Here is a 22056-nt window from a genome sequence, read left to right as displayed (position 1 = left end):
CCGGAGCGGTTGCGGTGTTTGATATCGGCTTCAGCGAACTGCTGGTGATCGCGGTTGTCGCCTTGGTGGTGCTCGGACCTGAGCGCCTGCCCAAGGCGGCCCGCTTCGCCGGGCTGTGGGTGCGCCGCGCGCGTAATCAATGGGATTCGGTCAAGCAGGAACTGGAACGCGAACTGCAGGCCGAAGACATCAAGCGGCAGATGCAGGACGTGCGCCAGGGCATGCAGGACACCGAGAACCAGCTGCGTGCCAGCGGCGAAGCCGTACGCCGCGAGGCCGAGCAGATGCAACAGCACAGCGACACGCTGGCGCAGCAGGTGCGTGCACCGGCACCGGCCGAACAGCCCCCCCATCTGGTGGAGGCGACCGGGCCGGTTGTGGCTTCGGCGGAAGGTGCTGCCAATGCGCCCACCACCGTCGAACCCGCAGGCGATGCCGTTGCTGATGCCGCGGCCGAAGCGCCTGCCCGCACGGAGCGCCCGTCATGAGCGAACACGACTTCGGCGAAAGCTCGCTGGTGGAACACCTGGTTGAACTGCGCGCGCGCCTGGTGCGTGCGCTGCTGGGGCTGGGCGTGGTTCTGCTGGGCCTGCTGCCGTTCACCCAGAAGCTCTACAACGCATTGGCCGAGCCGCTGATCTCGCAGTTGCCCAACGGGCAGACGATGATCGCCACCAACCCGGCCGGCGCCTTCTTCGCGCCGTTGAAGCTGACGTTCTTCGTGGCCTTGTTCGTGGCCGTGCCGTGGCTGCTGTACCAGCTGTGGGCCTTCGTCGCGCCGGGCCTGTATGCACGCGAGAAGCGCCTGGCGATGCCGCTGCTGGTCTCGTCGGTGCTGCTGTTCTATACCGGCTGCGCCTTCGCCTATTTCCTGGTGCTGCCGGCGGTCTTCCACTTCCTCACTACCTTCAGCCCGGAAGTGATCGCGATTACGCCGGATGCGAACGCCTACCTGGATTTCGTGCTGGCGATCTTCTTCGCCTTCGGCGGCAGTTTCGAATTGCCGGTGGCGATGGTGATCCTGGTGCTGCTGGGCTGGATCACGCCGCAGCAGTTCAAGGAAGGGCGCGGCTACGCGATCGTCGGCATCTTCGTGCTCGCTGCGATCCTGACTCCGCCGGATGTGGTGTCGCAGCTGATGCTGGCGATCCCGATGTGCCTGCTGTACGAGCTGGGCATCCACGCCGCGCGCTGGCTGGTACCGTCTTCGGTGGTCAAGAAGCCTGCTGCCTGAAAAACAAAAGGGGACGGAGGGGATTAAGTCGTTTGTGCCACAAACGACTTAATCCCCTCCGTCCCCTTTTTCGATCAGGCGTGGAAGACGTCGTTGGCAGGCGGTGACTGCGGCACCGGCGGTGCGCCTCGGCTGCCGCGATGCACGAACATCTGCTTCCAGGCCGCATAGACCGCGCCGACATACAGCGGCATCAGCACCGTGGTGAACACCAGCTGCGCGATGAATGCCGCTGCCAGCGGGCCGCCGATCAGCATGCCCAGCTGGACCACGATCACGAACAGCACATAGACGCAGAACGCGGCGATCAGGCCGAGCACGGTGAACACGGCGGTGGCGCCGATGTTCTCGATGCAGCCCTGCAGGCTCAGGCGCAGCGCGTGCATGCCGCTCTGGCGGTCGAACACCACCAGTGCCGGCTGGGTGAACATCGCCAGGGTCAGCGCCACGGCGGTACAGAACACCAGCAGCATCCACAGCGCGATGCGCTGCGCCGGCAGGTTGGCGACCAGTTCGGCGGCGGTTTCCGGGCTGATCTGCTGCCCGCTGCGGCCGAGTTCCTGCATCTTGGTCATGGTGTCGCTGAAGGCGGTGAAGCCCTCGCGGCCGATCATCAGGTACAGCAGCGCACCGAGCAGCAGCACGGCCAGCACCTGGATCGCCAGCGGCACCAGCAGGTGGCTGACACGGCGGTCGCGGATCGGCTGCAGCAGATGGGTGGCCAGGCCGGGACGGCCCTGGTCGATCTCACCCATGGCGTACAGCATGCCGCCGAACATCACCGGTGAAATCACCAGCGTCATCATCTGCAGGGCAAGGCCGGCGGTGCCGGGCAGCATCGTCCCCAGCAGGGTGACCACCCAGTTCACCAGCAGCCAGGTCAGGCCGATCCGGGCCAGCTGCAGCGGCGCACGCCGATACAGCGAGAACGTATCCAGCAACCACTGGGCGCCCGCCGAGGCTGGCAGCTTGCGAATCTCTTTCATGGACATCCGGGGAGGGACAGGAGGGGCCGGGCGGTGTGCCCGTGCCGCCGATTATCCCTGTTTTGCCACCGGCTGGGCTGAAGACAGCCGGGCCTGGCGGACAAAGCGCCGCAACAGCTGGCGGGCCAGCGGGGCGGCGCTGACCGCGCGCTCGATGCTGCGCGCACAACCACCGTGTCGGCCGATGCAGTCGGCGCGTGCGCGCACGTAGCCACGCATGTGGTGGGTGGCAAATTCCGGATGGAACTGCACGCCCCAGGCCTGGCGGCCCCAGCGGAAGGCGTGGCAGCCATCCAGCGGCGAGCGTGCCAGCACGGCGGCGCCTTCGGGTACGCGCAGCACGGTCTGCAGATGGGTGGCATGGGCCGCGAAGTGGCTCGGCAGGCCCTGGAACAAGGGGTCCTGCGCGGCCTGCGGGTCGAGTGCCAGTTCAATCGTTCCCGATTCGCGCCCGGCGGGGTTGTAGGCCACTTCGCCGCCCAGCGCGTGGGCCAGCAGCTGGTGGCCGTAGCAGATGCCGAACACCGGCACGTCGTCGTGCGCGGTCTGCCGCAGCCAGGCGGCACTGCGTTCGCTCCATTCGGCATGGTCGGTGACGAAGGCGGCCGAGCCGGTCACCAGCACGCCGGCGAAGTCGCGCGGATCGGGCAGGTCGGCGCCATGCTCGACGTCGACCACGACGGTCTCGTGTTCTTCCAGGCCGGCGGCCACCCGGATCCAGTGCGGAAAGCGCCCGTAGCGGCGCAGTGACGGCACGGGGCGGCCGGTTTCAAGGATCAGGAAGGGCGCTGGATTCATCCGGGGGAGGCAGTACTGACAGGACTTCCTCGATTGTAGTCAGCCCCTGTGCCACCTTTTCAAGCCCGGCCTGGCGCAGGGTTCGCACTCCTTCAGCACGCGCGGCACGGTTGAAACCGGCCAGATCCATGTCCGCACGGATCAGCCCGCGCAGGCGCGAGCCCAATGGCAGCAACTCATACAGGCCGATGCGGCCGAGGAATCCGGTGCGCCGGCACTCCAGGCAACCGACCGGCCGACAGGGCGTGGCGGCATCTGGATATGCAGCTTCGCTATCAGCCAGTACCGCCCAATCGGCCCTGCCGAGGGTGTGCGGCTGCTTGCAGTGCGGGCACAGCGTGCGCACCAGGCGCTGGGCGAGGATGCCGTTGACGGTGGATGACAGCAGGTAATGCGGTACGCCCAGGTCGAGCAGGCGGGTGATGGCCGAGGGCGCATCGTTGGTGTGCAGGGTGGACAGCACCAGGTGGCCGGTCAGCGAGGCCTGCACCGCCATCTGCGCGGTTTCCAGGTCGCGGATCTCGCCGATCATGATGATGTCCGGGTCCTGCCGCAGCAGGGTGCGCACACCGCTGGCGAAGTCCAGATCGATGTTGGTCTGCACCTGCATCTGGTTGAATTCCGGCGCGATCATCTCGATCGGGTCTTCCACCGTGCACACGTTGACGTCGGGCGTGGCCAGCCGCTTCAGGGTGGAATACAGGGTGGTGGTCTTGCCCGAACCGGTCGGACCGGTGACCAGCACGATGCCGTGCGGGCGCTCGACCAGGGCGGTCCAGCCGGCCGCTTCCTGCGGGCTGAAGCCGAGCTGGTCGATGCTCTTGAAGGCCGCTTCCGGGTCGAAGATGCGCATCACGCACTTCTCGCCGAAGGCGGTCGGCATGGTCGACAGGCGCATTTCCACTTCCCGGCCGCCGGGCGAGCGGGTCTTGATGCGGCCATCCTGCGGGCGTCGGCGCTCGGCCAGGTCCATGCGTCCCAGCACCTTGATGCGGCTGACCACGGCGGTCATCACAGCCGGCGGCACTTCGAACACCTTGTGCAGCACGCCGTCGATGCGGAAGCGCATACGGCCCATGTCGCGGCGGGGCTCCAGGTGGATGTCCGACGCGCGCTGTTCGTAGGCGTACTGCAGCAGCCAGTCGACGATGTGCACGATGTGCTGGTCGTCGGCATTGACGTCGCCGGTACGGCCCAGTTCGACCAGCTGCTCGAAGCTGGGCAGGGTGGTGTTGGCCTCACCACGCACGTCGCCACGGGCACCGCGCACCGAGCGGGTGACGCCGAAGAATTCCATGGTGTAACGGTGCAGGTCGAGCGGATTGACCACCGCCAGCTCGATGCGCAGCCGGGTCAGGTGCTGCAGGTCGCGCAGCCATTCCTGTGCCAGCGGCTCGCTGGTGGCCACCAGCACGCGTTCGCCATCCACCGCCAGAGGCAGGAAGCGATGGCGGCGGGCATAGGCGTGCGAGGCCACGGCGGTGACCGAAGCGACGTCGACGCGGGTTGGATCGATGCGCAGGTAGCGGCTGCCGGTGCGCTGGGCCAGCCACTCGGTGAGGCGTTCCAGATTGAGGTCGCCGCCGTCGCTTGCGGCCAGCTTGAGGTTGGACAGCAGCACCAGCGGATGTACTTCACTGGCATTGCGGGCGCCCTGCGCGGAAAAACGGATGCGCTCGCGCTCGTGCGCAGCCACCACGCCATCGGCCAGCAGGGCCGCCGCAACCTGTTCGAACTGCAGGCGACCGGGCGGCAACGGCACCGCACCAGGCTCGCCGGGCGTGCCCATGGGCAGCCGATGTTCCATCCACCTGCTCCTTCCGGGTACGGAATGCCCCGCAGGTCGGCCGTTATACTAGCGCACCCCTTTGCCGGCCAAGACTCGTCCGCATGTCCGCGACCCCGACCGTTCCGATCACCTTCCAGGGCCTGATCCAGACCCTGAACCAGTTCTGGGCCCAGCAGGGCTGCGTGCTCATCCAGCCGCTCGACCTGGAGGTGGGCGCCGGTACGTTCCACCCGGCCACCTTCCTGCGTGCGATTGGTCCGGAAACCTGGAATGCGGCCTACGTGCAGCCCTCGCGGCGTCCGACCGATGGCCGTTACGGCGATAACCCGAACCGCCTGCAGCGCTACTACCAGTACCAGGTGGCGATGAAGCCGGCGCCGGACAACATCCAGCAGCTGTACCTGGATTCGCTGAAGGCGGTGGGCATCGATCCGCTGGTGCACGACCTGCGTTTCGTCGAGGACAACTGGGAATCGCCGACGCTGGGCGCCTGGGGCCTGGGCTGGGAAGTCTGGCTCAACGGCATGGAGGTGACCCAGTTCACCTACTTCCAGCAGGCTGGCGGCCTGGAGTGCCGGCCGGTGCTGGGCGAGATCACCTACGGTCTCGAGCGCCTGTGCATGTACCTGCAGAACTGCGACAACGTCTACGACCTGGTGTGGACCTACGGCCCGGACGGGCAGCCAGTGACCTACGGCGACGTCTACCACCAGAACGAGGTGGAGCAGAGCACCTACAACTTCGAATACGCCGACGTGGAAGAAATGTTCCACCGCTTCGACGCCTGCGAGCGTGAAGCGCAGAAGCTGGTGGAAGTGAACCTGCCGCTGCCGGCCTACGAGCAGGTGATGAAGGCCAGCCACACCTTCAACCTGCTGGATGCGCGCCGAGCGATCAGCGTGACCGAACGCCAGCGCTACATCCTGCGCGTGCGCGCGCTGGCGCAGGCGGTGGCCAAGGCCTACTACGAGCAGCGCGAGAAGCTGGGCTTCCCGGGCGCGAAGAAGGCCTGACGGCCCGTTCTCCCATCACGCGTTTCACCTACTACCCCAGGGGCGCCGGCCGCGTCGCGCGCTGCGCCCCCACCACAGGATCGAACCGATGAGCCAATTGTCTCCCCTGCTGATTGAACTGGGCACCGAAGAGTTGCCGGTCAAGGCGCTGCCGGGCCTGGCCCAGGCCTTCTTCGACGGTGTTGTCGATGGCCTGCGCAAGCGCGGCGTCGAACTGGAGCTGGGCGATGCACGCCCGCTGTCGACCCCGCGCCGCCTGGCCGTGCTGCTGCCGGGCGTTGGCCTGGAACAGCCGGAACAGCACAGCGAAGTGCTGGGCCCGTACCTGAACATCGCGCTGGACGCCGAAGGCCAGCCGACCAAGGCGCTGCAGGGTTTCGCGGCCAAGGCCGGGATCGACTGGACCGCGCTGGAGAAGACCAGCGACAACAAGGGTGAGCGCTTCGTGCACCGTGCGGTGACCCCGGGTGCGCGCACCGCTGCGCTGCTGCCGGAGATCCTGCGCGAGGCCATTGCCGGCATGCCCATTCCCAAGCCGATGCGCTGGGGCGACCACAGCTGGGGCTTCGCCCGCCCGGTGCACTGGCTGGTGCTGCTGCACGGCGGTGAGGTGGTGGAGGCCGAACTGTTCGGCCTGAAGGCCGACCGCATGAGCCGCGGCCACCGCTTCCTGCACGACAAGACCGTGTGGCTGACCCAGCCGCAGGACTATGTCGAATCGCTGCGCGCCGCCTTCGTGCTGGTCGATCCGGCCGAGCGTCGCCAGCGCATCGTTGCCGAGGTTGAAGCCGCTGCCGCCACCGCCGGTGGCAGCGCGCGGATCACCGAGGACAACCTGGAGCAGGTGGTGAACCTGGTCGAGTGGCCGTCGGCAGTGCTGTGCAGCTTCGAGCGCGCGTTCCTGGCGGTACCGCAGGAAGCGTTGATCGAGACGATGGAGATCAACCAGAAGTTCTTCCCGGTGCTGGATGACGGCGGCAAGCTGACCGAGAAGTTCATCGGCATCGCCAACATCGAGTCCAAGGACGTGGCCGAAGTGGCCAAGGGCTACGAGCGCGTGATCCGCCCGCGCTTCGCCGATGCCAAGTTCTTCTTCGACGAAGACCTGAAGCAGGGCCTGGAGGCGATGGGCGAGGGCCTGAAGACGGTGACCTACCAGGCCAAGCTGGGCAGCGTGGCCGACAAGGTCGCGCGCGTGGCGGCGCTGGCCGAGGTGATCGCCGCGCAGGTGGGGGCTGACCCGGTGCTGGCCAAGCGTGCCGCGCAGCTGGCCAAGAACGACCTGCAGTCGCGCATGGTCAACGAATTCCCGGAACTGCAGGGCATCGCCGGCCGCCACTACGCGGTGGTCGGTGGCGAGTCGCCGGAGGTGGCGCTGGCCATCGACGAAGCGTACCAGCCGCGCTTCGGTGGTGATGACATCGCGCTGTCGCCGCTGGGCAAGGTGCTGGCGATCGCCGAGCGTGTGGACACCCTGGCCGGCGGTTTCGCCGCGGGCCTGAAGCCGACCGGCAACAAGGACCCGTTCGCCCTGCGCCGCAACGCGCTGGGCCTGGCCCGCACGATCATCGAAAGCGGCTTCGAGCTGGACCTGCGCGCGCTGCTGGCCAGCGCCAATGCCGGGCTGGCCGCGCGCAACGTGCAGGCCGACGTGGCTGAGCTGTACGACTTCATCCTCGACCGCCTGAAGGGCTATTACAGCGACAAGGGCGTGCCGGCCAGCCACTTCAACGCGGTGGCCGAGCTGAAGCCGGCCTCGCTGTACGACTTCGACCGCCGTCTGGACGCGATCGGGATCTTCGCAGCGCTGCCGGAAGCCGAGGCGCTGGCAGCGGCCAACAAGCGCATCCGCAACATCCTGCGCAAGGCCGAAGGCGATATTCCGGGCCAGATCGATACTGCCCTGCTGCAGGAGGATGCCGAGCGCGCGCTGGCGGAAGCCGTGACTGCAGCCATCGACGATACCGGCGCCAGCCTGCACCAGAAGGACTACGTGGCCGTGCTGGCGCGCCTGGCCCGCCTGCGTCCGCAGGTCGATGCGTTCTTCGACGGGGTGATGGTCAATGCCGAGGATCCGGCATTGCGCGGCAACCGCCTGGCGCTGTTGACGATGCTGGGTGAACGCCTGGGCAAGGTCGCGGCGATCGAGCACCTGTCGAGCTGAGATGTGGTGCCAAGCAAGCTTGGCACCCACCGACGTGGCTGCCGGCCAGCGGCCGGCACTACCCGATGTTGTCCATCGGGGTCATCGCCGGCATCGCACACGATGCCGGCATTTCCGCATGCGCTCGCGATGATCGCCACAAAGGCGCGTATTTTGACCGCCACTTAACAACCGATCCCGAAACACGTGATGCATTTCGCATCGTCACCTTCGGTCGGTATGCTGTGCCGCATGCAGCCAACGAAATACGCCCTGCCGCTGATGGTCCTCTCGCTTTGCGCCACTTCCGTGGCCCATGCGCGCGGCACCATCGACAAGGTGGACATCAAGGGATTGGACAAGGGCGACGACGCCGCGATCATCGAGAACATCCAGGAATCGCTGTCGTTGTTCGACACGATCGGCAAGGAGCAGGGCGAGTCGCGCCTGGAATACCTGCTGTCGCAGGCCGAGCGGCAGACCCGCCAGGCACTGGAGCCGTTCGGGTACTACAACCCGGTGATCAAGGTCGAGGCGCCGCGGCAGGACGAGCACGTCACCGTGCTGATCCATGTCGACAAGGGCCCGCCGGTGCTGGTGCGCCGCGAGCATATCGACATCACCGGTCCGGCGATGTACGACCAGTACCTGCAGGACGACCTGACCGCATTCAAGCCCCGCAAGGGTCAGCGCTTCGAGCATACCCAGTACGAAGCCAGCAAGATCACCGTGACGCGGCGCCTGGCCGAGCGTGGCTACTTCGACGCCGACTACACCCAGCGCCAGGTACAAATCACCCGCGCGGACAACGCTGCCGACATCGACCTGACCTGGGACAGCGGCCGCCGCTACAACATGGGCCCGGTGACCTTCGAGCAGAACTACTTCGACGACAAGCTGTTCGACCCGCTGGTGTACTGGGACCAGGGCAGCTATTTCCACGAAGGCAAGCTGGACCGCCTGCGCGAGTCGCTGACCAAGCTCGATTACTTCAGCGTGATCGACATCCAGCCGCGCCCGGACCAGGCCGACGAAAACGGCGAGGTGCCGGTCGATGTGAAGCTGACGCGGGCCAAGCGCAGCATCTATTCCTACGGTCTTAGCTACGGCAGCGAAAGTGGCGCCGGTGTGCGCGGTGGCCTTGAACGGCGCTTCCTGAACAGCCGTGGCCACAAGATGAACACCCAGCTGGACTATGCGCAGAAACGCAAGAGCCTGATCACCAGCTACCGCATTCCGGCGTTCAACTGGCTTGATGGCTGGTACACCTTCGCCGCCAGTGCCTACGACGAGCAGACCGACTACATCGATCTGCGCAACTTCAAGCTGATCGCCAGCCGCAGCGGCGAGATCAACGAGAACTGGACCGCCATCGCCTCGATCAACGCGCTGCGCGAGCGCTGGCGCTATGCCTCGGGCACCGAATTCACCGATGCGGTCTACAACACGTCCACGCTGGTCTATCCGCAGATCGTGGCCGATTACGTGAAGGTGGACGACGAGCTGTTCCCGCGCAGCGGCATCAGCGGCACGGCGACGGTACGTGCCGGCGTCGAAGGCGTCGGTTCGGATACCAGCTTCGTGCAGGCCAATGCGGTGCTGCGCTGGTACATCCCGGTGGGACCGAGCAACCGCCTGATCCTGCGCGGCGAAGGCGGCACCACCTGGACCAGTGACCTGGTGGCGATGCCGCCCAGCCTGCGCTACTTCGCCGGTGGCGACCGCAGCATCCGCGGCTATGCCTACCGTGAGGTCGGCCCGCGTACGCCTAGACCCGACAAGTACGCGCTGGGTGCCAAGCACCTGGTGGTCGGTTCGGCCGAATACGAGCATTACTTCAATGGCGGCCCGTGGGGTGCGGCGGTATTTGTCGATACCGGCAGCGCCTTCGATACCAATATCGATCTGCATACCGGCGTCGGCTTCGGCGTGCGCTGGAAATCGCCGGTGGGCCCGGTGCGGGTGGATATCGCGCACGGCCTGAACAACCCGGATTCGCAGTTCCAGCTGTACCTCAACATCGGAGCGGACCTGTGAGCACGCCCGCACCGACTCCGTCGCCGAACACGCCGCCGCGGCGCGTGCGCTTCTACCGCCGTCGCCGTTTCTGGGCATGGTCCGGCGCGGGCGTGGTCGGCCTGGTGCTGGTTGCCCTGCTGGCCGTGTACTGGCTGCTGCAGACGGTGGCCGGCCGCGATGTGCTGCTGGCGCAGGTGGTGGCACGCCTGCCGGTGGGTGCCAGCTTCACCTGGGACAAGGTCGATGGCCCGGTGGCCGGGCCGCTGACCCTCTACAACGTCGACTTCCGCTACGACGACATCCATTTCCACGCCGAGCGCGCGCACCTGGAGCCGGACCTGCGTCCCCTGCTGGGCCGCAAGCTGCTGCTGGACAAGCTGGAACTGACCAACGCCACGCTCAACCTGGCCAAGAGCGACGAGCCGTTCAAGCTGCCGTCGTGGCCCGATTCGCTGCCGCAGATCGAAATGCCGCTGGCGATCCAGGCCGATTTGATCGCCATCGACAGTTTCCGCATCAGCCAGGCCAACGAGCCGGTGATCGACATCAGCCGCGTGCGTGGTGGCATCGAGATCGCCAACGGCGAGTTCCAGGCGCGCAAACTGGTCGTGGACAGCGACATGGGCAATTTCACTGCCCAGGGACGCTACATCCCGGCCAAGGATTACGACACCGACGTCACCGTTACTGCAGTGCTGCCGGCACCGCGCGGTCGGACTGCGGCCACGGTCGGCCTGGTCGCGCGCGGTGATCTGGCGCATATGGAAGTGGCGCTGGCCGGTCGCGCGCCGAAGCCGCTGCACGCGATGCTGGTGTTCGATGGCCGCACCGATCCGACCTGGAATGCGACCGTGCGCAGCGACGAGCTGGACCTTGCGCTGTTGTCGCCGGCGCTGGCCAGCTCGGCCATCGCGCCGCTGGCATTGGATTTCACGGCCTCCGGCAAGGGCGGCAATGCCAACCTGCATGGCCGGGTGAAGCAGGGTGAGCAGGAACTGGAGCTGGCGCCGTCGGTGGTGTCGCTGCAGGACCAGGTGCTGAAGGTCTCACCGCTGGTGGTCAAGGGCCTGGGCGGCGAAGCGCGCCTGGAAGGTACCGCTGATTTCAGCGAAGAAGACCAGCAGAAGCTGAATTTCTCGGTGATCGCGCAGAACCTGACCTGGGTGCCGGCGCCGGACCCGAACACTGCCGGTAGTTCGCCGGTGCCGGTGACGCTGAAGGAAGCGCGCTTCGGTCTGGCCGGTACGCTGAAGGCGTGGGCGGCGATCGGCCGTGCCGATGTCGAGCGCGAAAAGCAGAAGGCGCAGCTGCGCTTCGATGTGCGTGGCAACGATCAGGCCGCTGAGATCCGTGAACTGCAGGCGCAGACCCCGGGTGGTCAGCTGCAGGTGGAAGGCAAGGTGGCATGGGCACCGCAGCTGGACTGGGATGCCAAGGCCACGCTGAAGGATTTCGACCCGGGCTATTTCGCGCCGGGTTGGGATGGCCGTCTGTCCGGCAATCTCGCATCCAAGGGCCGTCAGCTGCCGCCGCCGGCCAATGCGCCGCCGGGCACCGCGGGCACGCTGGAGGCCACGGTGGACCTGCCCTCGCTGAAGGGCACCCTGCGCCAACGCAACGTAGATGCACAGGGCAAGTTCGCCCTGCAGGGTGAACAGGGCCAGGGTGAATTGAAACTGGCCGTCGGCAGCAGCCGGGTGACCGCCTCGGGCAAGGTCGGCGACCGCCTGGATATCGATGCGCGCTTCGAACCGCTGCAGCTGAGCGATCTGCTGCCCGGCGCCGACGGTGGCCTGCGTGGCCAGGTGCAGGTGAAAGGCCCGCGCGATGCGCCGGACATCACCGCCGATCTGGTCGGCAACAATCTCAACTGGGACGGTTACGGCGCTGAAAGCCTGAGCATCAAGGGCCGGCTGCCGTGGCGTGGCGACAGTGGCACGCTGGCGATTCAGGGCCAGCAGGTCAACGCCGGCATGCTGCTGGAGCGCTTGAACATCGATGCGCAGGGCAGTGTCTCCAACCTGCGCCTGGCCGCGCAGACCCGCAACGAGCTGGGCGCGATCGAACTGCAGGGCAGCGTGCGCCAGCAGGGCACGCAATGGCGTGGCGAGCTGGCATCGCTGCGCATCGCACCGGTGAAGGGCGATGCGTGGGCACTGCGTGCGCCTGCGGCATTCGCGATCAACGGCAGCAACTACACGCTGGGCGAAACCTGTCTGGGCGCTGCGACCGGGGGCGCCCTGTGCGCGCACGCCAACTGGCCGCGCGAAGGGCTGGTGGTGCGCGGCGATGCGTTGCCGCTGGCACTGGTGCAGCCGTGGTTGCCCCCGCAGTCCGGCCGGCGCATCTACCTGCGTGGCGAACTCAACCTGGACGCGCAGATCCGTCCGCGTGGCAACGCGTGGGAAGGGCACGTGGAAGTGCGCTCGGCCGAAGGCGGCGTCCGCCTGGGCGAGAACCGCAACACCAGCGTGGCCGATGCCAACCGTGGCGAGCTGGTGCGCTATGACCAGTTCTCGCTGAAGCTGGACATGACCCCGGCCAGCATCAAGGGCTACCTGGGCATGGGCTTCCAGGGCAACGGCTTCGTCGATGCCAAGATGCAGACCGGTTGGGAACCGAGTGCGCCGCTCAACGGCGAGCTCTACCTCAACATGTCGCGCCTGTACTGGCTGGAACTGTTCTCGCCGGACGTGGTGCGTCCGACCGGCCTGATCGAAGGCCACGTGAGCCTGCGCGGCACCCGCGGCCAGCCCTCGCTGGGCGGTGATGCGCAGCTGAGCAACTTCAAGGGCGAGTTCCCGGCGCTGGGCCTGACCTTCGACCAGGGCAAGGGCAGCTTCGTTGCTCAGCCTGATGGCTCGGCCAAGATCACCGCGCAGGCCAATTCGGGCAAGGGCACGCTGTATGTCGACGGCGGCCTGTCCTGGTTCGGCGATGCACAGCCGCTGCAGCTGAAGATCCACGGCGAGAATGTGCTGCTGTCCAATACCAGCGAACTGCGCATCGTCGCCAATCCCAACCTGGACTTCACCTTGGCCAAGGCCGCGATGGAGCTGCGCGGAACGGTGCACGTGCCCGAGGCCGACATCGATCTGGAGCGCCTGGACCGTGGCACCTCGGTGTCCGAAGACGTGGTGGTGCTGGACCCGGCCGATCCGGAAGAGTCGCGGACTTCGCCGCTGGACATGGAGCTGACCGTCAGCCTCGGCGACAAGGTGAAAATGACCGGCTTCGGCCTGAAGGGCGCGCTGACCGGCAAGATGCAGGTCTGGGCCAAGCCCGGCCGCGAGATGACCGCCAACGGCGGCCTGGAAGTCAGTGGCCGCTACAAGGCCTATGGCCAGGACCTGACCATCACCCGCGGCAACCTCAACTGGAACTACAACGCGGTGTCCGACCCGCGCATCAACATCCGCGCCGAGCGCCGGATCGGTGATGTCACCGCCGGCATTGACGTGACCGGGCGGGCGCAGCAGCCACGTGCCGATGTCTGGTCCGATCCGGCGATGTCGCAGTCCGAAGCACTGGGTTACCTGGTGCTGGGGCGCAGCCTGACCGGTGCCAGCAGCGACCAGACCCAGCAGGTGAACGCCGCATCGGCAGCGCTGTCGGCCGGCAGCGGCCTGCTGGCTTCGCAGCTGGGTGCCAAGCTGGGCCTGGACGATGCCGGCGTCAGCCAGTCGCGCGCGCTGGGCGGTTCGGTCATCGGCGTCGGCAAGTACATTTCGCCCAAGCTGTACGTGGGCTACGGCGTGTCGCTGGTCGGTGCCGGTTCGGTGATCACGCTGAAGTACCTGCTGCGCCGCGGCTTCGACGTTGAAGTGGAATCGAGCACGGTGGAAAACCGCGGTTCGCTGAACTGGCGGCGGGAAAAATAACCCGCCGCGGCATCCCTGTAGAGCCGAGCCATGCTCGGCTTCCGCGCGCAGCGCGGACTGACGGAAGAGCAGCCGAGCATGGGCTCGGCTCTACCTGTCAGGCCCCCAACCATCGGCCGTTGCCCCATCCGCCCCCAGCGGCTATGGTCCCGGGCTGTTCTGTCGTACCGGATTGCCTCATGTCGCCACGCAAAGCCCTCCCCACCGCCCTGGCCCTGGGCCTGACCCTCGCCGCCGGCGCCCACGCCGATGAAGGCATGTGGATGCCGACCCAGCTGCCGGAGCTGGCCAAGCCGCTGCAGGCGGCCGGTTTCAAGGGCAACCCGGCCGATCTGGCCAACGTGACGGCGCCGCCGCTGAGTGCGGTCGTGCGTGCCGGTGGTGGCACCGGCTCGTTCGTCTCGGCCGATGGCCTGCTGCTGACCAACCACCACGTGGCGATGGGCGTGATCCAGTACAACAGCTCGCCCGAGCACAACTTCATCAACGACGGCTTCATCGCCAAGGGCCGCGCCGATGAGCGCCCGGCCAATCCGGACTTCCGCGTGCTGGTCACCGTCGGCTTCGACAAGGTGACCGACCAGGTGCTGGCGCAGGCCCGGGGCAAGACCGGCCGCGCGTACTTCGACGCGGTGGATGCGGCCAGCAAGCAGATCGTGGCCGAGTGCGAGAAGGACGGCAGCGTGCGCTGCTCGGTGGCCAACATGTATTACGGCACCGACTTCTACCGCATCGCCCAGCTGGAACTGAGCGACGTGCGCCTGGTCTATGCGCCGCCGCGCGCGATCGGCAACTACGGCGATGAGATCGACAATTTCATGTGGCCGCGCCACACCGGCGACTTCACCCTGCTGCGCGCCTACGTGGGCAAGGACGGCAAGCCGGCCGCCTACAGCAAGGAAAACGTGCCCTACCAGGCCCCGGCGCACCTGCAGATGTCGGTGGAAGGCCCGAAGGAGGGTGACTACGCGATGCTGGCCGGTTACCCGGGCATCACCTACCGCCATCGCACCGCCGCCGAATTCGCGGGCCAGATCGATACCGTGCTGCCGCGCCGGGTGTCGGTGTTCCAGCAGATGATCGATACCATCGACGCAGCCAGTGCCAAGGACGCGCAGGCGCGTACCCGCTACGCCTCGCAGCTGCAGTCGCTGAAGAACAACCGCAAGCGTGCCGCCGGTGAGCTGGAAGGCCTGCTGCGAAGTGATGCCAAGGCGCAGCGTGCAACCGACGAGCAGGCAATGCTGGCCGCCACCGACCGCAAGTACCAGGGCGACATCAAGGCATTGCTGACCAACCTGTCGCAGGGTGCGGCGGTGGGCGAGCGCGACCTGCTGCTGGAGCAGATGGCTGGCCAGAGCCAGCTGCTGCGCTCGGCGCTGCTGCTGGAACGCCTGCGCATTGAATCGGCCAAGCCGGACGCGCAGCGCGAGACCGGCTACCAGCAGCGCGACCAGGCGATGATCGAGGGCGTGCTGAAGCAGGTGCAGCGTCGCTATGCACCCGAGGTCGAGAAGGCGCTGCTGTCCACCCTGTTGACCCGCTACCAGCAGCTGCCGGATGCGCAGCGCGTGGCCGAGTTCGATACGGCGTTCGGCCGTACCCCGGCACAGCTGGCGCAGGCACTGGACACGCTGTACGCCGGCACCCAGCTGGGTGATGAAGCGCAGCGTCTGTCCCGTTTCGCCGCTGCCCGCGAAGGCAAGGCGCTCGCCGCCGACCCGCTGATCGCCGTGGCCGGCCCGCTGGTGGCCGCGCAGCTGCGCATCGAGAACGAGAGCAAGACCCGCGAAGGCGAACAGCTGCGTCTGCGCCCGGCCTACATGCAGGCGCTGTTCGCCTGGCGTGCCAAGCAGGGCCGTGCGGTGTATCCGGATGCCAACCGCACGCTGCGCATCAGTTACGGCAAGGTCGAGGCGCTGCACCCGCGTGATGGCGTGACGTACTCGCCGGTGACCACCGTGGCCGGCATCGTCGAGAAGAACACCAACGCCTATCCGTTCGATGCACCCAAGCCGTTGCTGGCCGCGATTGCAAAGGGGGACTTCGGCAGCACCGCCGATCCCGCGCTGAAGACGCAGACGGTCAACTTCCTGACCAACCTGGACACCACCGGCGGCAACTCCGGCTCGCCGGTGCTCAACGCCAAGGGCGAACTGATCGGCCTGAACTTCGACAGCAACTGGGAGTCGGTCAGTGCCAGCTGGTGGTTCGACCCGCGCTACAAGCGCGCCGTGCACGTGGACATGCGCTACCTGCGCTGGCTGCTGGCCAAAGTCTACCCGGCACCCGAGCTGCTGAAGGAAATGGGCGTTCCAGCGGAATAAGGCCGGTACCCGGTAGGTGCCCACCGTTTCCTGGTGGGTGCCCACCCTTGCGGGCCACCGGCGTGACCTACCATCACGACCAACGGTCGTGATCTACTGGCCCCTGCTCTGACGGAAACACGCGCTTGGTCTCCAGCTGGATCCTGCTGCTGGTCTCGGTTGCCTACGCCGCGCTGCTGTTCGGCGTGGCGTGGTGGGGCGACCGTCGGCCGATGTACCCGGACCGGCCGTGGCTGCGACCGGTCGTCTACAGCCTGGCACTGGCCGTGTACTGCTCGTCGTGGACCTTCTACGGCGCAGTCGGTACCGCCGTGCGCAACGGCGTGGGCTACCTGCCGATCTACATCGGCCCGCTGCTGCTGCTGTTGTTCGGCTGGCGCATCATCGAGCGCCTGGCGCTGATCGCGCGCAGCCAGAACGTGGTCTCCATCGCCGACTTCATTTCCTCGCGCTTCGGCCGCTCGCGGCGGCTGGCGGCGCTGGTGGCGATCATCGCGCTGATCGGCATCATTCCCTACCTCGCCCTGCAGTACAAAGCGGTGGCGATGAGCCTGCAGGTACTGACCGGAAACACCGGGCCGACCGGGTTCTTCAGCGATCCAGCCCTGTATGTGGCGTTGCTGATGGCGCTGTTCGCCACCCTGTTCGGCACCCGCCAGGTCGATGCCACCGAACACCACCACGGCATGATGCTGGCGATCGCGCTGGAATCGGTGATCAAGCTGGTGGCGATGGTGGCGGTGGGCGTGTTCGCCTATGTCTGGCTCAGCGACCGCAACGAAGCGGTGGTGGAGTCGGTGCATACGCTGTTCACCGGCCTGCCACCGGTGGGTTTCCTCTCGCAGACCCTGCTAAGTTTCCTGGCCATCATCTGCCTGCCGCGCCAGTTCCACGTGGCGGTGGTCGAGTGCGGCGACGTGCGCGATGTGCGCCGCGCGCGCTGGATGTTCGGTGGCTACCTGGTGCTGATCTCGGCGATGGTGCTGCCGATCGCCACCGCCGGCGTCAGCCTGTTCGGTACCGGAAGCGGCGTAGCCGATGACTCGATGGTGCTGGCCCTGCCGCTGGCCGAGGGCCGCAACGCGTTGGCATTGATCGCCTATATCGGTGGCTTCTCCGCCGCCACCGGCATGGTCATCGTGTCTTCCATCGCGCTGGCGACGATGGTCAGCAACGACCTGGTGATGCCGGTGCTGCTGCGTCGCAGTGGCGATCACCAGGAAGCGGCGGATGTTGCCTCGCGCGTGCTGTGGATCCGCCGCCTGGCGATCCTGCTGCTGGCGCTGATGGCCTACAGCTACTACCGCAGCAGCAGCAACGACAGCACGCTGGCCTCCTATGGATTGATGGCCTTCGCCGCGGTAGCGCAGTTCGCGCCGGGCCTGATCGGTGGCCTGTACTGGCGCGGCGCCAGCCGTCGTGGCGTGGAGACCGGCATGCTGCTCGGCTTCGCCACCTGGCTGTACACCCTGCTGCTGCCGGCGATGACGATGGCCGGCTGGATGGATGCGGGCTGGGTGCAGCATGGTCCGTTCGGCATCGATTGGCTGCGGCCTCAGCAGCTGTTCGGCATGACCGGCTGGGACCCGCTGACCCATGGCACGTTCTGGTCGCTGCTGGTCAACGCGGCGACGATGATGCTGGTATCGGCGCGTTGGCGTCCGGGCGTGGATGAGCGCCTGCGTGCTGCACCCTTCCTCGATCCCTATGCCGAGCGGCCTTCAGTGGCGGGCGGGTGGCCGGGTCACGTGCACGTCGGCGATCTGCTGGCGCTGGCCTCGCGTGTGGTCGGTGAACGCCATGCGCGGCGCTCGTTCTTCGAACAGGCGCAGTCGCTGGGGCGCGAGCTGCAGTCCTCGGCACCGGCTGACCGGCCATGGGTGCAGTTCACCGAACGCCTGCTGGCCGCGTCGATCGGCGCGGCCTCCGCGCGCCTGCTGCTCACCAGCCTGCTGCGCGGTTCGGGCATGGACCTGGGCGAAGTGGTGGCGGTGCTGGACGAAGCGGGACAGGAACTGCGCTTCAATCGCGAGATCCTGTCGACCACCCTGGAAAACATCAGCGCCGGGGTCAGCGTGGTCGACCCGGACATGCGCCTGACCGCCTGGAACCGCCGCTACCAGGACATGTTCGGCTACCCCGACGGCATGCTCTACGTGGGTCGCCCGGTGGCCGATCTGATCCGCTACAACGCCGAGCGTGGTGAGCTGGGCGAGGGCGATATCGAACTGCAGATCAACCGCCGCATCGGCTACATGCGCGCCGGTTCGCCGCATGTGTTCGAGCGCACCCGCAGCGACGGCAAGGTGATCGAAATGCGTGGCCAGGCACTGCCTGGCGGCGGCTATGTCACCAGCTACAACGACATCACCGACTACAAGCACGCCGAACGCGCGCTGCTGGAAGCCAACGAAACGCTGGAGCAGCGCGTGGCCGAGCGCTCGCATGTTGCGGAAGTCGCGCAGCAGTCGAAGACCCGTTTCCTGGCCGCGATCAGCCATGACGTGCTGCAGCCGTTGAACGCTGCGCGGCTGTTCGCATCGGCGTTGCGCGACAGCGATCATGTCAGCGACGAGCAACGGCATCTGGCCGAACGCGTGGATGCGTCGCTGCGCGCGGCCGAGGAGCTGCTGGATGGCCTGCTGGACGTGTCGCGGCTGGATGCCGGCGGCCTGCATCCGGTGATCGGCGAATTCGATGTCAGTGCGCTGATGCGCGAGCTGGCCGCGCAGTACACACCGGTTGCGGCCGGACGTGGGCTGCGCCTGGATCTGTTCGCGCGTACCACCTGGGTGCGCAGCGACCGTCGCCTGCTGCGCCGTGTACTGCAGAACTTCCTTGCCAATGCGCTGCGCTACACGCGGCAGGGCCGCATCGTGCTGGCGGTGCGCCAGCGCGGCGATGAAGTGGAACTGCAGGTGTGGGATACCGGCCCCGGCATTCCCGAGCATCACATGCGGCAGATCTTCGACGAGTTCCATCGCTACCAGCAGCCGTTCGACTGGGGCGAGCAGGGCCTGGGACTGGGCCTGTCGATCTGCCAGCGCATCTCGCGCCTGCTCGATCATCGCTTGAACGCGCGCAGCCGGGTCGGCAGTGGTTCGATGTTCTCGATCATCCTGCCGCGGGTGGCGCCACTGCCGGGATATACCGATGCGGTCACCCTGGCGGCGACGGCACCGCCGGTCCGCAGCGATTCGCTGGCGGGCCTGCGCGTGCTGTGCGTGGACAACGACGAGGAGATCCTCGATGGCATGCGCGCGCTGCTGGGGCGTTGGCAGGTGCAGGTGATCACCGCATCGACGGTGGACCAGGCGCTGCAGAAGATCGCCGAGCGTCCGCAGGTGATGCTGGTGGACTACCACCTGCACGATCGCATGGATGGCCTGGATGCGCTGGTGGCATTGCGTGAGGCGGCGGGCTATCCGTTGCCCGGTGCGCTGCTTACCGCAGATGGCCGCGATGAACTGAAGCGGATGGCGCGCGAGCGAGGCTATCGCCTGTTGACCAAGCCGATCAAGCCGGCGTCGCTGCGCGCGTTCCTGGGCGCACTGCGGGATACCCGGAACGGCGATGCCTGATGGGCAACTGTAGAGCCGAGCCCATGCTCGGCTCCTGCGCGAAGCGCGGCTCATATATAGCCTTCGCTATAAAAACCAGCCCTGCCTGCGCGTTTCGCTGGAAATGCGCCACGCGCAGATCGCGGTGCTAAGCTTCGCGTCCCCTTGGGGAGTAGCCGGATTCCTACGCAGGAATCGTCCACGTCAACATACTCGGCCAGTGCGCCGTGGCGTGGACAACCATGATGGTTGGCGAGACCAGCGGCCCGCGCGCGCAACATCAGGTTGGGCGCGAGCGCAGGCCGTGCGTCCGTCCTTGCCCGACCTCAGCAGCCGCCAATGTCCCCCATTTCGATCCTCCTGATCGGCTTTGCCATGTCCACCGATGCCTTCGCCGCTGCGATCGGCAAGGGTGCAGCCATGCGCAAGCCGGTGTTCCGTGATGCGCTGCGCGCCGGCATCATCTTCGGCGTCATCGAGGCGATCACACCCATCATCGGTTGGCTGCTCGGCCGTGCCGCTCTGCAGTACGTGGAAGCGTTCGACCACTGGATCGCCTTCGGCCTGCTCGGCGCGCTGGGCATCCACATGATCTACAACGGCCTGCGTCCGGATAACGGCGAGGACGATGAAGATCCGGCGCAGCACCATGGCTTCTGGAAGCTGGCACTGACCGGTTTCGCCACCAGCATCGACGCGATGGCAGTCGGCATCGGCCTGGCCTTCATGGACGTGCATATCGGGGTGATGGCCGCAGTCATCGGCCTGTGCACGCTGACCATGGTCACCGCCGGCATCATGCTGGGCCGCGTGCTCGGCAGCATGGTCGGCAAGCGCGCCGAAATCATCGGTGGCGTGATCCTGGTGATCATCGGTGCGACGATCCTGTACGAACACCTGCACGGTGTCGCGTAAGCAGGGATACCTGTAGAGCCGAGCCCATGCTCGGCTGACGTATGAAGCTGCCGAGCATGGGCTCGGCTCTACATTGGGGCAATGGCTGACATGCAGCGCAGCATTTCGCTGATGTAGAGATCCTCTGCTGCGCCGTAGTCTTCCCGTATGGCCAGTCCCGCACTCCGTTATGGTCGCTGGTCGCATACTGGCAATGCCTATGCGCTTACCACGGTGACGCATGCGCGTCGCCCCTGGTTCAGTGGCAAGGCCAACGTTGAGCTGTTGATAGAGGCATTGCGCACCGTTGAGCGGACCGGTCGGACCTTATCCCTCGCCTGGGTGGTCATGCCGGATCATCTGCATTGGCTGTTCGAACTACGTACCGGCACGCTAGCCGGCTGCATGCAGATCCTGAAGTCCAGGAGTGGAAGGTCCGTCGGCAGGCGCGTTGATGCCAACGCGCCGATCTGGCAGCCGGGGTACTACGATCATGCACTGCGCAGTGATGAATGCCTGCGCACGCAGGCGACCTACATTGCGGCCAATCCGGTGCGCGCTGGACTGGCTACGTGCATTGGGGAGTACCCGTATGCCTGGAGTCGATGGCCCTTGCTGGGCTGATTCGGTACTCGGATGAAGAGCAGCCGAGCGTGGGCTCGGCTCTACAAATGCATCATGAAGTCTGTAGAGCCGAGCCCATGCTCGGCTCCAAAGTTCGTCACGATCAGTCTTCTTCCGGCGGCAGCACGATGGCGTCGTCGTCGATCGCCAGCTTGCCGGCCATCAGCACCGCCTGGGTGCGGTTGGTCACGCCCAGCTTGCGCAGGATCGCGGTGACGTGCGCCTTGATCGTTGCTTCGGAGACGTTGAGGTCGTAGGCGATCTGCTTGTTCAAGCGGCCCGCGCCGAGCATCTGCAGCACGCGGAACTGCTGCGGGGTCAGCTCGCGCAGACGCTGGCCGACTTCGCGTTCTTCGCTGCCGGTCGGCGGCACGTTGTGTGCTTCCGGCGGCGCCCAGGTCTCGCCATCGAGGATGGTGCCGAGCGCATGGCCGATCGTGTCCGAATCAGCGGACTTCGGAATGAAGCCCAGTGCGCCGTGGTCGAGTGCGCGACGCATCACCGTGGCTTCTTCGCGTGCGGAGACCACCACCACCGGCAGGTGCGGATGCAGCGAGCGCATGTGCACCAGCGCGTTGAAGCCCTGTGCGCCGGGCATGTTGAGATCCATCAGGACCAGGTCGGCGTCGTTGTGCTGGTCGGCCAGTGCATACAACGCTTCCACGCTGTCGGCCTCGAACAGTTGAACGCCCGGAATGACCCGCTGCACGGCACCCCGCAGGGCTTCGCGGAACAACGGATGGTCATCGGCAATCAGGAGGGTGGTCATGGGTCGAGCTTATCGATCA

General features: G+C 66.6%; 14 protein-coding genes and 1 riboswitch. Of the genes, 10 read left to right on the top strand and 4 right to left on the bottom strand.

All coding sequences use genetic code 11. From position 1 onward, the window contains the following. The first annotated feature begins 14 nt into the window (after positions 1-14). A complete protein-coding gene (gene tatB / locus CR156_RS19540; protein ID WP_100554039.1) occupies positions 15-488 on the top strand; it encodes a Sec-independent protein translocase protein TatB in 474 nt (157 codons plus the stop codon). Beyond that, positions 485-1234 (top strand): twin-arginine translocase subunit TatC, encoded by a 750-nt coding sequence (tatC, locus tag CR156_RS19535; protein WP_099819942.1) that lies wholly within the window; start codon positions 485-487, stop codon positions 1232-1234. Before tatB ends, tatC begins: the two co-directional genes overlap by 4 nt. 74 nt (positions 1235-1308) lie before the next feature. Here the strand turns inward: tatC and CR156_RS19530 are convergent, their stop codons facing one another. The 3 genes from CR156_RS19530 to CR156_RS19520 are packed head-to-tail and all read right to left on the bottom strand — an operon-like array spanning position 1309 to position 4825. Continuing rightward, the gene (locus CR156_RS19530) at positions 1309-2220 is read right to left on the bottom strand and encodes a BPSS1780 family membrane protein (protein ID WP_089237918.1); all 912 of its coding nucleotides are present in this window, start codon (positions 2218-2220) and stop codon (positions 1309-1311) included. A 51-nt stretch (positions 2221-2271) separates the two neighbouring features. Further along, positions 2272-3018 (bottom strand): glutamine amidotransferase, encoded by a 747-nt coding sequence (locus CR156_RS19525; RefSeq protein WP_100461962.1) that lies wholly within the window; start codon positions 3016-3018, stop codon positions 2272-2274. Next, the gene (locus tag CR156_RS19520) at positions 2990-4825 is read right to left on the bottom strand and encodes a GspE/PulE family protein (RefSeq protein WP_100554038.1); all 1836 of its coding nucleotides are present in this window, start codon (positions 4823-4825) and stop codon (positions 2990-2992) included. The genes CR156_RS19525 and CR156_RS19520 overlap by 29 nt, the downstream gene beginning before the upstream one ends. An 83-nt stretch (positions 4826-4908) precedes the next feature. Here CR156_RS19520 and glyQ point away from each other — a divergent pair, with 83 nt between their 5' ends. The 8 genes from glyQ to CR156_RS19480 all read left to right on the top strand — a co-directional run bounded on the left by glyQ (position 4909) and on the right by CR156_RS19480 (position 21268). Continuing rightward, positions 4909-5820, top strand: coding sequence for a glycine--tRNA ligase subunit alpha (gene glyQ / locus CR156_RS19515; protein ID WP_089237912.1), 912 nt, complete (start codon positions 4909-4911; stop codon positions 5818-5820). An 88-nt stretch (positions 5821-5908) separates the two neighbouring features. Then, complete coding sequence (glyS, locus tag CR156_RS19510; RefSeq protein ID WP_100554037.1) at positions 5909-7984, top strand: glycine--tRNA ligase subunit beta; 2076 nt, start codon at positions 5909-5911, stop codon at positions 7982-7984. Between the two features lie 219 nt (positions 7985-8203). Continuing rightward, positions 8204-10000 (top strand): autotransporter assembly complex protein TamA, encoded by a 1797-nt coding sequence (locus CR156_RS19505; RefSeq protein ID WP_100554036.1) that lies wholly within the window; start codon positions 8204-8206, stop codon positions 9998-10000. Then, positions 9997-13863 carry a translocation/assembly module TamB domain-containing protein gene (locus tag CR156_RS19500; protein ID WP_100554035.1) on the top strand — a complete coding sequence of 1289 codons (3867 nt, stop codon included), beginning with the start codon at positions 9997-9999 and terminating at the stop codon, positions 13861-13863. The genes CR156_RS19505 and CR156_RS19500 overlap by 4 nt, the downstream gene beginning before the upstream one ends. Positions 13864-14042: 179 nt before the next feature. Further along, positions 14043-16190 (top strand): S46 family peptidase, encoded by a 2148-nt coding sequence (locus tag CR156_RS19495; protein WP_100554034.1) that lies wholly within the window; start codon positions 14043-14045, stop codon positions 16188-16190. 125 nt (positions 16191-16315) lie between these two features. Continuing rightward, positions 16316-19771, top strand: coding sequence for a hybrid sensor histidine kinase/response regulator (locus CR156_RS19490; RefSeq protein ID WP_100554033.1), 3456 nt, complete (start codon positions 16316-16318; stop codon positions 19769-19771). Between the two features lie 140 nt (positions 19772-19911). Continuing rightward, positions 19912-20001: riboswitch (yybP-ykoY riboswitch) on the top strand. A gap of 88 nt (positions 20002-20089) precedes the next feature. Beyond that, positions 20090-20665 carry a manganese efflux pump MntP gene (locus CR156_RS19485; RefSeq protein ID WP_100554032.1) on the top strand — a complete coding sequence of 192 codons (576 nt, stop codon included), beginning with the start codon at positions 20090-20092 and terminating at the stop codon, positions 20663-20665. 147 nt (positions 20666-20812) lie between these two features. Further along, the gene (locus CR156_RS19480) at positions 20813-21268 is read left to right on the top strand and encodes an REP-associated tyrosine transposase (protein ID WP_100554031.1); all 456 of its coding nucleotides are present in this window, start codon (positions 20813-20815) and stop codon (positions 21266-21268) included. 103 nt (positions 21269-21371) lie between these two features. Here the strand turns inward: CR156_RS19480 and CR156_RS19475 are convergent, their stop codons facing one another. Next, positions 21372-22037, bottom strand: a complete 666-nt coding sequence (locus CR156_RS19475) for a response regulator transcription factor (RefSeq protein ID WP_006477308.1) — start codon at positions 22035-22037, stop codon at positions 21372-21374. Positions 22038-22056 lie beyond the last annotated feature (19 nt).

The organism is Stenotrophomonas lactitubi (assembly GCF_002803515.1).
Taxonomy (GTDB): domain Bacteria; phylum Pseudomonadota; class Gammaproteobacteria; order Xanthomonadales; family Xanthomonadaceae; genus Stenotrophomonas; species Stenotrophomonas lactitubi.
The sequence above is the reverse complement of the archived record's forward strand: the minus strand, read 5'-3'. Positions and strand labels throughout refer to the sequence as shown.